Below are 13,470 nucleotides of genomic sequence, written 5' to 3' on the forward strand. Positions count from 1 at the left end.
AATTTTCGTTTTTTGTTATAATAGTTGTCATGTTAAATAAGAAGATTATGCCAGGTTTAGGGCTCAGTTTTGTGGTTGCTTTAGTCAGCTACTTTTTAAATTTATTCGTTTTTAAAGGGCTGGGGGCCGCAACTATTGCTATTTTGTTGGGCATTATTTTAGGAAATATTTACTTCAAACAGCCCACTCTCTTTGCTGGTACTGCGTGGTCAGAAAAGAAGCTTCTGGAGTTTTCAGTAATGTTTCTAGGAGCGACTGTTACTTTCCAAACGATCCAAAAGTTAGGATGGAACGGTATGAGCTTTATTCTTTTACAAATGGTATTGACGATAGCTTTTGTACTGTTCATCGGGAAAAAACTCGGATTTTCATCGAAAGTTAATGCACTGATGGCATCTGGAAATGCTGTTTGTGGATCTTCAGCTATTGCTGCAGTGGAACCTGTAATTGGAGCAGAAGACAAAGACAAGCGAACAGCGATAACGATGGTTAACCTTATGGGAACTGTCTTGATGCTCCTCTTACCTCTCTTAGGAACTTTTATTTTTGGGCAAAGTGACTTTTTACGTGGGGCACTGATTGGGGGAACGGTACAGTCTGTTGGGCAAGTTGTTGCTTCAGCAACCATGGTTAATACAGAAACAACCACTATGGCTACACTTTTTAAAATCATGCGTATCATTATGCTTGTTTTTGTTGTTCTTTATTTTGCCTATCAATCACGTCGAACAGAAGAAAAACCCAAGGGCCAAAGCGAGCAACTTAAAATCAAACGCCAAGCATTTTTACCTTGGTATGTGTTAGGCTTCATTATTCTGTGTAGCTTGGATACGCTTATCCAATTTCCTCAAGTTGTAACAGAAAGTGCCCGCTTTATCAGCAGTTGGTGCGAAATTATTGCCTTAGCTGCCATAGGGTTACGCTTAAATTTAGTAGAATTTGTGAGAGCCGGTAGAAAATTAGCCATTTATGGCTTGGCTGTCTTGGTTTTTCAAGTAGGCCTCGCTCTTATTTTGATTCGTCTATTATTAGCCTAGAAAAATAGCTAATGTGGTATAATAGCCTGTACTGAAATTCTGTAAAGAATGATGAGATAATTTTATTTTAGTAAGTAACAAAGGAAAAGAAAAATGACTATCGTATATGATGAAATTATGGTTCGCTACGGTGAACTATCAACTAAAGGAAAAAATCGTGGTTTTTTCATCAACCGTTTGGCTAATAACATCAAGGAAGTCCTTGCTGATTTAACAGACTTGAAAATTACAGCCCAACGTGACCGTGCCCATATTGAATTAAACGGGACAGATTATGAAGAAGTATCGAAGCGCCTGACAAAAGTTTTTGGTATTCAAAACTTCTCAGCTTCTATTAAAGTTGAAAAAACAATTGAAGGATTAAAAGCAGCAGTAGTTGATTTGATGAAAGAGATTTATCATGAAGGAATGACTTTCAAAATTGCTACACGTCGGGCGGATCATAGCTTTGAACAAGATTCAACAGAATTAAACATGACTTTAGGAGATGTTGTCTTTGACAATTTTGACTACGCTAAAGTCCAAATGAAGAAGCCAGATATTACCTTACGTGTCGAAATCCGACTTGAAGGTGCATACCTTAGCTTTGAAACACTTAAAGGTGCGGGAGGTATGCCAGTAGGAACTGCAGGTCGTGGTCATTTGATGCTCTCAGGTGGTATTGATTCACCAGTAGCAGGTTATTTGGCACTTAAACGTGGTGTAGAGATTGAAGCGGTCCACTTTGCTTCACCTCCTTATACAAGTCCAGGCGCTTTAAAAAAAGCTAAGGATTTAACGGCTAAATTGACTGCATTTGGTGGAACGATTACTTTTATTGAAGTACCTTTCACTGAGATTCAGGAAGAGATTAAAGCAAAGGCTCCTCAAGCTTACTTGATGACTTTGACACGACGTTTCATGATGCGTGTGGTTGATCGTATCCGCGAAGACCGTGGAGGTAAAGTAATCATTAATGGGGAGAGTTTAGGACAAGTTGCTTCACAAACCTTGGGTTCAATGTCTGTGATCAATGAAGTGACGAACACACCTGTGATTCGACCAGTTGTCACTATGGACAAAATTGAAATTATTGACATTGCTGAAAAAATTGATACTTTCAATCTCTCTATTCTTCCATTTGAAGATTGCTGTACAGTCTTTGCTCCACCATCACCAAAAACTAACCCTAAATTAGATAATGTATTAGCCTATGAAAAGCGTTTAGATGTTGAAGGCATGGTTGATCGTGCAGTTGAAGGTATCATGATTAGCAAAATAACTGGTGAAAACTGGGACCAAGAAGAAGCAAATGAATTTGAAGATTTGCTTTAATTGATTAAAAATAAACTGTATCAAGAGATACAGTTTTTCGTCTTTCCATAGGAAAGTAGAAAGGAAATAAATGAAAAATAGAACAAAAGTACTACTTACTATAGGTTTATTCACACTTATGTCTACCTTAGATGGTTCTATAGTAAACATCGCACTGCCAACGATGGCACGTGAGTTAAATGTCACAACTTCTCAAATCACTTGGGTCGTCACTATTTATCTCATTGTAATTAGTGCTATTATCCTTATTTTTGGCCGTCTAGCCGATTTGATTGGGAAAACCAAAGTGACGCGATGGGGGTGGACGATTTTTATCGTTGGCTCATTGCTTGCGGGATTAAATATTGGACTGGGCTTGCCTTTCTTACTGTTTGCACGTGCTGTACAAGCGATTGGAGCATCGATGTTCATGGCTACAAGCTTTGGGATTGTTGCGCAAGTCTTCCCTGTTGAGAGCCGTGCACGTGCCATGTCTATCACTTCTATGTTTGTGTCCGTCGGTTCCATAGCAGGGCCAGCGCTTGGTGGTTTGATATTACAAGTTGCTTCTTGGAACTATATCTTTTGGATTAATGTACCGATTGGAATATTAGCTTGGATTTTTGGAAGCCGAGCTTTGCCAGAAGATGAAGGACAAGGATCGGTAAATGAGGTGGATTTGTCTGGAGGGTTGCAGATGTCTGCAGTGATTGTGCTTTTATTCATGTCATTGAATTTTGGACAAACTCTTGGCTGGACCAATCCTATTCTGCTCTTGAGTATAGCTTTAGGTATTATCCTATTTATTAGTTTTATCTTTACTGAAAAACGCAAAGAAAAACCTTTGCTTGATTTAGGAATTTTTAAAAATAAACTTTTTTCTTTAAGTCTGCTCATGTCCCTCTTAAACTTTACAGTGGCTATGTTCTCAAGTATCCTTCTGCCTTTTTACTTACAAGACTACCGTGATTATGTTCCTGGTGCAGCGGGATTCATCATGATGGCTTATCCAGTTGCCATGCTCATCGTAAGTCCAATAGCAGGTGCACTTGCAGATAGAATTGATAAAGAAGTAATCACTTTTGTGGGGATCACAGGTATTGTCATTTCACAGATAGGTTACTTACTTATCCATGCAAACACTCCCCAGTGGTGGGTTATAGCGATACTTGTACTACAAGGGGGTTCAATGGGAGCTTTCCAAAGTCCGAATAATGCTCTAATCATGGAAACAGTAGAGCGAAAATATCTAGGAATAGCAGGTTCTGTAAATTCCTTGATTCGGAATATGGCTTTTGTCTTAGGAACATCCGTGGCAACGATTATTCTCTTTATATCTATGTCACACCAACTCGGATATACAGTTAGAACGTATCTTCCCGAACATCCTGATGTCTTCCTCCAAGGTATGCATATGGCCTTCTTCCTCTCCTTAGCATTAACAACTATTTCTTGGGTTTTAGCAGGATTCCGACTTGTAAGACGTAAAAAATAAAAACAGTGAGCTTTATTAGAGCTCACTGTTTTTTTAATGTGGTGCAGGTTCACTATTTGTCTTTTTTTGTGCTCTCTTCCTTCTTTTCTCGATGAAATCATAGAGTAGAGTATGATGATTGCTGGCAAGCGAATAATCTTCTAGAGTATTTACATTTTGACGTAAAACTTTTGCTTCACCGATGGTTAATTCACCACGAGATTCATACTCGAAGATAGCTTTGCGTTCCAAATAATAAGCGCGCATCATCTCTTTGAGATTATTAGGTTGAGCACGGTGGAGGATACCAGTGATATAGCCACCACGCGCAACAAACTCTGCTGATCGCAGGCGTTCGGCTTGTAGATAGTGGATTAAGCGGTCATCATAAACGGATTCCAAGTTATCAAGGGCTTGTAAAACCAACTCTGTATTAGAAAAATAAAGGGCCGTGATTTCTCGATGAGCAGTTTCATTGTCTGTTTGTGCTTTCCGGAAGCTGAAGTCCAAGCGTATAATTCTTGAAAATAGGAAATGGATGACACGAATTGATATTGCTGAAGCATATTGTAAACTTGAAACTAAGTTGTGAGCGACAGACTGTTCCATGGAGTGAATATAACGCTGATATGTTCGATAAGTATACATGGAAATTTCATCTCGTCTTAGAGCATTCTCTAAGCCTTCAGCTTCCAGACGGACGATGAGCAGTTGCAGCTCATTAAAGTCGATAGAAGTGTTGGAACTCTCTTGCTCAATGATGAGTTTTTGAATACGCTCTTGATAACTATCAATCGCAATATTGTAACCGAGCCGAGCTTTTTCCTTGGTTACCTGCTTGAGGTCGTTTTCAAGCTCACGCACTACATCTGCTAAGATTGAAATTTTGGTTAGATTATCTACCTTAACCACTTTCTTAGCTGCAATTAAAGGAAGTACAAAGAGTCCAGTTAAGAAGCTGAGAGCTGTAACTGCCGCACAAAGGAAGATGATTAAACTATGAGGAGCATCAACTGTACGGGGAAGCAAGAGGACAGTGGCTATACTTACAGTCCCTTTTGACCCTGCAAAAGTCAGCAATAAAATATCATTCCAATAAGCGGAAAAACTTTGATTACGGCGAAGCGACACATAGCGATAATAAATCGACAGCAAAGAAAAACGTAAAATAAAGAGTCCGATTGTTAAAAGAAGAACCATTAACAAAAGGGAAGTCGTCGAGTAAAGAGGATCTGCAATCAAAGGGAAAACCAGTTGATGTAATTCTAAACCAAGGAAAAGAAAGACTGTTGAATTTAAGACAAAAGTCAGCAAATTCCAGATTGTGTTTTTAACCTTAGTGACCTGGGCATCAAAAAGAGTCGTACGCTTCAGTCCATTGGCCTGCATGACACCAGCCACCACAACAGCAATGATTCCTGAAACTTCAAGCAAATCCGCAATCAAAAAGGCAGATAAGGGAAGCATAAGTTCCAAGATAAGGTAGCCTGTAACATCACGCGCATCTACATCTTCGAGTACGCGCAGAATAAGAGATTTAATCCAAACAAGAACGAAACCAACGACCACTCCCCCAATAGCCGAGATGACTAAGTCCGTAGACGCATGTGTCAGAGAAAATTCTCCCGTTGTGAGGGCTAATACCGCGATTTGGAATGAAATGATACCCGAAGCATCATTAAGTAAACCTTCTCCAGTGAGAATACTCATAACACGTTTGGGAAAGTTAAAACGTTCAGAGAGGGCAGCTACCGCAATAGCGTCAGTTGGAGCTAAGGAAGCCCCTAAAGCAAAACAAGCTGCTAAAGGTACAGACAAGTAGAAGAAGTGAGTTAGATATCCTAAACCAATTGTTGTAATAAAAACGAGAGGGAAAATAAGCATTAAAATCGTTCGGGTATGTTTAAAGATATGTTTGACATCTGCCTCCTCACTTTCCCGGAAAAGCAAGGGAGCGATGATGAAACCCAAGAAGAATTCTGGGTCGACCTGCAAAAGTTTTGAAGCACCTAAAAAGCCCAAACAAAGCCCAATCACGACTTGGATCAGTGGAAGAGCCAACTTTGGGAAAACTTTATTGATGATATTTGAAATAACTAGAGCAAGAAGAAAAATGATGACATAAAAAATAGTATGGAGCACAAATTTTCCTTTCTTTTTTCTATTTTATTAGAGCAATAAACCGTAGTTTATAGATTATAAGTCTAGAGAATTTACTTGATTTTTTTCAATTGTTCCTTTTTCTGATTGATTTTTTCATCAATTTTGCTGAGATTTTTTTTACTTAGAAGTGCACGACATCGCTTGAGTTCAAGCTCGGTCAGCTGACGCTTTAATTTCTCTTTTTTGATGAAATCGGATTCGCCACTATCAATATATTCTAGCTTTTGCTGAAGAAGAATTTGTTTGGATTTAAAAGCTTCTATTTGATGCTTCAGCTTGGAAACTTGTTCATAATTTGCATCTTGTTGATGTAAATTTTTAAGTTTATCAGACAAGAAAAGCCTCCTCTCTTCGAGAAGTTGAATGGCTTCAATAATCTTATTTCTTTTTTCTTCGCTTGAAGATGTTTTAAAAATTTCGCTTTTCTTGATGCCAGTTGTCATTTCTGGCTTATCTAAGTATTGAGTACGTAAATCTTTCAGCATTTGTTCAAAATCTTTATCAGGCATAATTTTATCCTTATAATTTTGTTCTTAACTACTATTATAGCATGTCTACAAGTGAAAAATAATGTGTTTGATTAAATAATTTTATGAAGCCAAGTATAAAATAAAAATAGTGGACATGTTCCACTATTTTTATTTTTAGTAAGTCAAGATAAAGTTTTTCTTTTTACCACGACGAATAACGGTCAATTGATCATCGATTTTATCTGTATCTGAAACGATGTAATCCAAATCTTGAACACGTTCGCCATTGATATAGATCGCACCGTTTGTTACATCTTCACGTGCTTGACGTTTAGATTTTTCGATTCCTGCTGCGATAAGAAGCTCAACAATATTGAGGTTATCATCTGCTTTCACTTGGTATGTAGGAACATCTTTCAATCCTGATAGAATTGATTTTGCATCTAAAGATTTCACGTCGCCACCGCCAAACAAAGTTTCAGTGATTTTTACGGCTTGTTCATAAGCTGCTTGTCCGTGAACGAGTGTTACCACTTCGCGTGCCAATACTTTTTGTGCTAAGCGCTCATGACGTGCTTCTTCAAACTTTTTACCAATCTCAGCGATTTCTTCAAGAGAGAGGAAAGTGAAAATCTTGAGCATTTTTACAGCATCGTCATCGTTAACGTTAAGCCAGAATTGATACATTTCAAAAGGTGAAGTCTTATCAGCATCAAGCCATATCGCATTCCCTTCGGATTTACCAAATTTCTTACCTGTAGAATCAGTAATCAATGGAATTGTGATGACATGTCCAGTTTTACCTGCTTTACGACGCAATAATTCTGTTCCGGCGGTCATATTGCCCCATTGATCAGAACCACCCAATTGTAAAGTGATGCCATGGCGTTGGTTAAGTTCATAGAAATCGTAGCCTTGCATGATTTGGTAGGCGAATTCTGTATAAGAAATACCAGACTCGATACGGCTCTTGACTGAGTCTTTACTCATCATATAGTTGATGGTGTAGTATTTACCCACATCACGAAGGAAATCAATAAAGCTTAAATTCTCGAACCAGTTATAGTTGTTTTCCATTTGGGCATTGTTTTCGCCATTTTCAAAATCAAGGAAACGTTCCAACTGAGCACGAATTTTATCTGCCCACGCAACAACAGTATCTTTTGTTTGCAAACCACGTTCAGCGTCTTTGAAAGAAGGGTCACCAACTAAACCAGTAGCTCCTCCAACCAAAGGATAAGGCTTATGCCCCGCCATTTGGAGACGCTTCATAGTCAAAATGAGGACTAAGTTACCTAGATGTAAACTATCAGCAGTAGGATCGTAACCAACATAATAACTTACCATGCCCTCAGTTAAAGCTTCGCGTAGAGCTTCTTCATCAGTGGTTTGGAAAATCAGACCACGTTCTTTTAGTTCGTCAAAAATATTCATGTTACCTCCTAAATTTAGTTAATACTGACAGTTTCAATATAGTTTCTCTCAGTAATTAGATTAACGTTCTCATTATATCAAAAAAAAAGAAAAAATAGGGGCGAAAAAAGAGACTAAGTTTGGTATAATATGTAGTATGAAAAAAGATCAAGACCCGTCAAAAGAACGTGCACGTGCACGTTTGCAGGCTAAGATGGAGGCAAAGCGTGCTCAAAATGCACAAAGAAGCGATAAAAAAACTCCAGAAAAGCCCTTAAAACCGAAAAAAGATCAATTGGATTCCAATGAAGAAAATAAAACGACTCTCCAAACTATTTTTTCTGTAGTGCGTGGTGTTGTCGTTATTTTTGGTGTTGTCTTTCTTTTAGTAGGTGTGTTTGGTGCGGCAGCAGGCGTTGGTTATTTTGCACGTCTTGTCGAAAAAACAGAAGTTCCAAGTAAAAAAGAACTTCTCGAACAGGTTAATAATATACATGGCGTTTCCGTAATGAAATACAGCAATGGTGAAAGTATTTCTGATGTTTCTAGTGATTTGGTGCGGATAAATGTATCAAGTGGGGAAATTTCAAACAATGTAAAAAATGCTCTCATCTCAACCGAGGACGAAACTTTTAAGACAAATAATGGTGTTGTTCCTAAAGCAGTCATACGAGGAATCTTAGGCGCTGTAGGTGGAGGAACCAGCTCTGGTGGCTCCACAATTACGCAACAGTTGGTCAAACAACAATCACTGGGAGACAATGTCACCTTCCAGCGTAAAGCGAGTGAGATTGTCTATGCGCTTCAACTCAATCAATATTTGAGTAAGGATGAAATCTTGACCAATTACCTTAATGTCTCTCCATTTGGACGGAACAACCAAGGTAAAAATATTGCTGGGGTACAAGCAGCGGCACAGGGGATTTTTGGAAAATCTGCTAAAGAGCTGACTGTGCCTGAAGCAGCCTTTATAGCTGGTCTGCCACAGAGTCCGATCGTCTATTCACCTTATAATGCAGATGGTTCGCTCAAATCAAAAGAAATGCTTTCTTATGGGCTGGCCCGTCAACAAAACGTGCTGTTTAACATGTATCGCGCAGGGTACTTGAATAAGGCAGACTATGAAAAGTACAGTGCAGTTGATATTTCAAAAGAATTCTTACCCTCAAAAACTCAAGACTCGATTACACATGGCTACCTCTACAATGTTGTCTACAGTGAAGCTGTAGATCATGTTTATGATTATCTCATCAAGAGGGATAAAGTTTCTGCGACAGAACAAGGCAATGACAGTACGAAACAAAAATATCGTGAGCTAGCAGCTCAAGCCCTTCAAACAGGTGGCTATACTATCACCACAACTATCAATCGCGGCGTGCATGAAGCCATGCAAAATGCAGTTGCCCAATACGGCAGTATTTTACAAGATGGTACAGGAGAGGTTCAAACAGGGAATGTCTTGATGGATAACAAGACAGGAGCTGTACTTGGCTTTATTGGTGGTTTAGATTATGCAACCAACCAAAACAACCATGCTTTTGATACAAAACGTAATCCAGGTTCTTCTATTAAGCCAATTTTGGCTTATGCTCCTGCAATTGACTTGGGACTTATTGGGTCAGCAAGTATGCTTAGCAACTATCCAGCAAGTTACTCTGATGGGACGCCAATCTTACACGTTGGAGAAACGGGGACAGGCATGGTAAGTCTTAATGAAGCTTTGGGTGTATCCTGGAATATACCTGCGCATTGGACATATCAAGCCATACTTGATTCTGGCAATAGCGTGGAACCTTATATGACGAAGATGGGCTATTACATACCTGACTATAGTGTGGAGTCTCTTCCTTTAGGAGGAGGGATTGAGCCAACAGTTGTACAACATACTAATGGCTTTCAAACTTTGGCAAATGGTGGAGTTTATGAGCCACATTATGTTGTACAAAGTATCAAAGATGATACAGGTAAAGATATTTACGAACATAAGAGTCAAGCAGAGCGCGTTTACTCACAAGCAACTTCAACAATTACCCAAAGTCTGTTACGTAATGTACTGACTTACGATGTCAGTCGACGTACGACGAACTTCTTACAAGACTTGCAAGCTATCAATCCAACGCTTGCCAGCAGTGTAGACTGGACAGGTAAAACGGGTACCTCAAATGATTACGTGGATGGCTGGCTGATGTTATCAACACCGAAAGTGTCTCTAGGTGGGTGGATTGGTCATGATGACAACACCTCGATGGCAAGTAAAACAGCCGCTGTGAATAACGGGACCTACATGGCAAACTTAGTGAACGCGATAGCAGCAGCTGATCCAAATGTCTTTGGACCCGGTGAAAAATTCCCGGATCCAAGTAAAGATCCTGATATTATCAAGAGCACCGTTCTTAAGTCGACAGGTCAAAAACCTGGTACAGTAACTGGTGGAAAACTTAAAAATGTTAAAGTTTCGGGAGAAACAACCACAAGTTATTGGGCTAAAAATGGGGCATCTGTTACACAGTTCAAATTTGGTATTGGCGGAACAGAGGCAAACTATAATGATGCTTGGAGCAGGATTCTAGGTACTATTAAATAAAAAGAAGCGACTTGAGATATCAAGTCGCTTTTCTCTTGAAAGGGAGTGTTATCTCCCTTGTTTTTAAGAATAAACATGATAAAATAAATTCATGAAGAAAGTTCTCTATAAAAATTATTTTGAGACACCACTGGGACAAATGGTAAGTATAACAGACTTAGAAAGACTTTACCTGCTAGAATTTCTTGAGCGACAAAATTTAGAAAAAGAATTAGAAAAACTAAAAGCTCTTTTTAAGAGGGAACAAAATGAACTTTCCACTCGTGTCGAAAAGGAAGTGGGGGAATACTTCAGAGGTGAAAGAAAGAGATTTGATTTGCCATTAGTTTTAGAGGGTACAGAGTTTCAGAAAAAGATTTGGCTAGAGGTAGTACAAATTCCTTTTGGGCAAACCCGGAGTTATAAAGAAATAGCTCAAAAAATAGAGAACCCGAGAGCAAGCATAGCGGTAGGTTCAGCCAATGCTGCAAACCGTTATGCCATTATTATACCTTGCCATCGCTTAAAGAAAAGTACGGGCAAGTTAGCTGGATATGCTGCCGGGATTTGGCGTAAAGAATGGCTTTTGAATTTTGAGGAGGAAGTAGAAAATGACAGCTGAAAATTTTAAACTGTCGGTAGAGCGAGATCAGGATGGGCAAATTATCCAAGTCTTTTTCGATGATCAGCATGAGCCAATGTCTTATGAGGCACTGAATAAGACTCAGAATTTTAAGTTAAATATAGGCACAGCATTTCAACAAGCAGTCTGGCTTGAATTGCCCAAAATACCTGCGGGAACCACCATCAGCTATCAAGAAATGGCAAACCGCGTGGGAAGACCAAAAGCTCAGCAGGCTGTCGGCCAGGCTTTGGCCCGCAACCCCCTACCTGTAATTTTGCCCTGCCATAGAGTAACACGTAAAGATGGAAGTCTTGGCGGTTTTATGGGCAAAGAGAAAGCAATAAATATTAAACAAGAAATTTTAAACTATGAAAAAAGCCTTAGCATATAAGCTATGGCTTTTTTATTATTGAGCTTCCTCTCTCATGCTCTTAGGAATGTAACGTACAGGTTTTTGAGGCTTTTTAAATTTAAGATAAGTAGGGTAGGTAAAACCAATGACGGTTACTCCCCAAAGCAAGCCACCTAAAGTGTCTGAGGGATAATGTACCCAGAGAAGAATACGTGAGAACATAGTGAGCAAGATGAGGACGACTGCAAGTAAACCAAGTAAGGATTTGCCTAAAGTAGAAGACAGCTCTTGTAGAATAATGAAAAAGAGACAACCAAAGAGGACAACAGCAAAAGTAGAGTGTCCACTAGCAAAACTTTTCCCAGGTTCGTCAATAAAGGCAGGAAGTCGATGAAGTTCGGGGCGGCTACGACCAATAATAAGCTTGATCAGTGTATTCCCACCTATAGCTATTCCTGCAACGAGAGCCAACCAGATGGCTGAAACTCTATCTCTTATAAAAATAACAGCAGCAATGATTAGTCCAATTACAGCCCCCATAGTATCGCCAAGAAACTTGGCAATAACTGATGAAATCAGAACAAGTAGCTTATTATCTTGAAGATGCCATGCCGCAGTTTGCAAGTCTGAATCAATAGCAGGTATCGGTGCGTGGGTATAATGAAGCTTGACAAGAATGGCAAGTCCTATAAATAAAACCAAAGAGATAGTACTAATGGTATAGTAATTTTTTTTATTCATAAATTTCCTTAATTCAAATTTAAATACCTTTTGATTTTACTTTTTCTATCTGAAATAGACCTCAATATTAAAAAAATAGTACTATTAGAACCTAACAAAAAAAGAGACGAAAGTCTCTTTCTTACTTAGTAATTTTTGATGGCTGCAACTTTTTCTTCATTCAATGAAGTTACAATGGCACGCAGAAAGTTTTGAGCTTCTGTGAAGTCATCCATATTGAAAATTGTTTGATGGCTGTGGATGTAGCGCGCACACACACCGATTGTAGTTGATGGAACACCTTCATTTTGAAGGTGGGCAGCACCAGCATCAGTACCGCCTTTTGAGATGTAAGCCTGTGTTTTAATACCATTAATTTCTGCTGTATTCAGCAAAAAGTCTTTCATGCCAGGAAGCATGATATGTCCTGGATCATAGTAGCGAAGCAATGAGCCTTCACCTAGACGGCCATTATCATTGCCAAAAGTATCTGTTGCAGGTGAGCAGTCAACGGCAAAGAAAACTTCAGGCTTAAATTTCGTTGTGGAAACATGTGCACCACGTAGACCAACTTCTTCTTGAACATTTGCACCGATAATCAATGTTACAGGCAACTCTTGATCTTTAAGATAATCCAAGAGTTCCAAAATCATCAAGCATCCATAGCGATTGTCCCATGCTTTGCTGATAACATTTTTACCATTTGCAGTTAAGATTGTTTCTGATTCAGGGACAATAACATCGCCTTGGCGTATCCCGAATTCTAAAACTTCTTCCTTACTCATGAAGCCACCATCAAAGATAATGTCTTCGACTTGCGGCATAGCTGGTGCACCTGTTGCTCCGCGAAGAAGATGAGGAGGCAATCCACCTGTTACCACAGGAATTTTTTTGCCCTCACGTGTAAATAAAGTGAAACGTTGAGCACTGACGACTAAAGGATTCCAACCTCCCAGTGTGACAACACGTAACGTTCCGTCTGCCTTGATTGATGAAACCATGAAGCCAACTTCGTCCATATGAGCTGCCACCATGATACGCGGTGCATTTTCTGTCTTGCTCTCTTTAGTAACAAAGATGCCACCCAGTCCATCAGTCTCAGGGGTGTATCCAAGTTCAACCATGCGTGCGCGGATATAGTTACGCATTGGTGCTTCATATCCACTTGTGGCCTGGATTTCAGTTACTTCTTTAATTTTGTTAAATAAAGTCATGTAGGGCTCCTTTGATTTTCTATACTTTATTATTGTAGCATTAGGAGCAGTATATGGCAATATATAGTGAAAGCAGCAAATAGTATTACTTTTTATTTTATTTAAGGATGAGTATAGTATAATAGAAAGAAATCAGTGATTATAAG

Annotated in this window: 11 protein-coding genes; 6 read left to right on the forward strand and 5 right to left on the reverse strand. The window is 39.1% G+C overall.

Annotation, left to right across the window (positions count from 1 at the left end):
* Positions 1–29: 29 nt before the first annotated feature.
* The 3 genes from I6G50_RS10170 to I6G50_RS10180 all read left to right on the forward strand — a co-directional run bounded on the left by I6G50_RS10170 (position 30) and on the right by I6G50_RS10180 (position 3,825).
* On the forward strand, positions 30–1,037 hold the full coding sequence (locus tag I6G50_RS10170; protein WP_197908759.1) for a YeiH family protein: 1,008 nt from the start codon (positions 30–32) through the stop codon (positions 1,035–1,037).
* 93 nt (positions 1,038–1,130) lie between these two features.
* Entirely contained in the window at positions 1,131–2,351 is a 1,221-nt protein-coding gene (gene thiI, locus I6G50_RS10175) for a tRNA uracil 4-sulfurtransferase ThiI (RefSeq protein WP_004259842.1), read from the forward strand.
* Positions 2,352–2,421: 70 nt separating this feature from the next.
* Entirely contained in the window at positions 2,422–3,825 is a 1,404-nt protein-coding gene (locus I6G50_RS10180) for an MFS transporter (RefSeq protein WP_197908760.1), read from the forward strand.
* Positions 3,826–3,858: 33 nt separating this feature from the next.
* On the opposite strand, the gene I6G50_RS10185 is transcribed toward I6G50_RS10180, so the two are convergent.
* The 3 genes from I6G50_RS10185 to tyrS form a co-directional block, all read right to left on the reverse strand.
* On the reverse strand, positions 3,859–5,946 hold the full coding sequence (locus I6G50_RS10185) for a cation:proton antiporter (protein ID WP_197908762.1): 2,088 nt from the start codon (positions 5,944–5,946) through the stop codon (positions 3,859–3,861).
* A 71-nt stretch (positions 5,947–6,017) separates the two neighbouring features.
* Positions 6,018–6,476 (reverse strand): hypothetical protein, encoded by a 459-nt coding sequence (locus I6G50_RS10190; RefSeq protein WP_197908764.1) that lies wholly within the window; start codon positions 6,474–6,476, stop codon positions 6,018–6,020.
* Between the two features lie 135 nt (positions 6,477–6,611).
* Positions 6,612–7,871: a tyrosine--tRNA ligase gene (tyrS, locus tag I6G50_RS10195; RefSeq protein WP_197908765.1), complete on the reverse strand. Its 1,260-nt coding sequence runs from the start codon at positions 7,869–7,871 to the stop codon at positions 6,612–6,614.
* Positions 7,872–8,007: 136 nt separating this feature from the next.
* Between tyrS and I6G50_RS10200 the strand changes: the two genes are divergently transcribed.
* The 3 genes from I6G50_RS10200 to I6G50_RS10210 all read left to right on the forward strand — a co-directional run bounded on the left by I6G50_RS10200 (position 8,008) and on the right by I6G50_RS10210 (position 11,429).
* Positions 8,008–10,434, forward strand: a complete 2,427-nt coding sequence (locus I6G50_RS10200) for a transglycosylase domain-containing protein (protein ID WP_197908767.1) — start codon at positions 8,008–8,010, stop codon at positions 10,432–10,434.
* Between the two features lie 91 nt (positions 10,435–10,525).
* The gene (locus tag I6G50_RS10205) at positions 10,526–11,035 is read left to right on the forward strand and encodes a methylated-DNA--[protein]-cysteine S-methyltransferase (RefSeq protein WP_197908769.1); all 510 of its coding nucleotides are present in this window, start codon (positions 10,526–10,528) and stop codon (positions 11,033–11,035) included.
* Positions 11,025–11,429, forward strand: coding sequence for a methylated-DNA--[protein]-cysteine S-methyltransferase (locus tag I6G50_RS10210; protein ID WP_197908770.1), 405 nt, complete (start codon positions 11,025–11,027; stop codon positions 11,427–11,429). Before I6G50_RS10205 ends, I6G50_RS10210 begins: the two co-directional genes overlap by 11 nt.
* Before the next feature lie 15 nt (positions 11,430–11,444).
* Here I6G50_RS10210 and I6G50_RS10215 read toward each other — a convergent pair whose 3' ends face one another.
* Together I6G50_RS10215 and pepA are read right to left on the reverse strand one after the other, a co-directional pair.
* Entirely contained in the window at positions 11,445–12,131 is a 687-nt protein-coding gene (locus I6G50_RS10215; RefSeq protein ID WP_197908772.1) for a phosphatase PAP2 family protein, read from the reverse strand.
* 125 nt (positions 12,132–12,256) lie between these two features.
* Positions 12,257–13,324: a glutamyl aminopeptidase gene (gene pepA / locus I6G50_RS10220; protein WP_004259873.1), complete on the reverse strand. Its 1,068-nt coding sequence runs from the start codon at positions 13,322–13,324 to the stop codon at positions 12,257–12,259.
* Positions 13,325–13,470: the final 146 nt, after the last annotated feature.

The organism is Lactococcus garvieae, assembly GCF_016027715.1.
Lineage (GTDB): Bacteria > Bacillota > Bacilli > Lactobacillales > Streptococcaceae > Lactococcus > Lactococcus garvieae_A.

Excerpts from the sequence above, each read along its gene's own strand:
- I6G50_RS10170 (WP_197908759.1), top strand. The coding sequence starts at position 30 with ATGTTAAATAAGAAGATTATGCCAGGTTTAGGGCTCAGTTTTGTGGTT.
- thiI (WP_004259842.1), top strand. The coding sequence starts at position 1,131 with ATGACTATCGTATATGATGAAATTATGGTTCGCTACGGTGAACTATCA.
- I6G50_RS10180 (WP_197908760.1), top strand. The coding sequence starts at position 2,422 with ATGAAAAATAGAACAAAAGTACTACTTACTATAGGTTTATTCACACTT.
- I6G50_RS10190 (WP_197908764.1), bottom strand. The coding sequence starts at position 6,476 with ATGCCTGATAAAGATTTTGAACAAATGCTGAAAGATTTACGTACTCAA.
- tyrS (WP_197908765.1), bottom strand. The coding sequence starts at position 7,871 with ATGAATATTTTTGACGAACTAAAAGAACGTGGTCTGATTTTCCAAACC.
- I6G50_RS10200 (WP_197908767.1), top strand. The coding sequence starts at position 8,008 with ATGAAAAAAGATCAAGACCCGTCAAAAGAACGTGCACGTGCACGTTTG.
- I6G50_RS10205 (WP_197908769.1), top strand. The coding sequence starts at position 10,526 with ATGAAGAAAGTTCTCTATAAAAATTATTTTGAGACACCACTGGGACAA.
- I6G50_RS10210 (WP_197908770.1), top strand. The coding sequence starts at position 11,025 with ATGACAGCTGAAAATTTTAAACTGTCGGTAGAGCGAGATCAGGATGGG.
- I6G50_RS10215 (WP_197908772.1), bottom strand. The coding sequence starts at position 12,131 with ATGAATAAAAAAAATTACTATACCATTAGTACTATCTCTTTGGTTTTA.
- pepA (WP_004259873.1), bottom strand. The coding sequence starts at position 13,324 with ATGACTTTATTTAACAAAATTAAAGAAGTAACTGAAATCCAGGCCACA.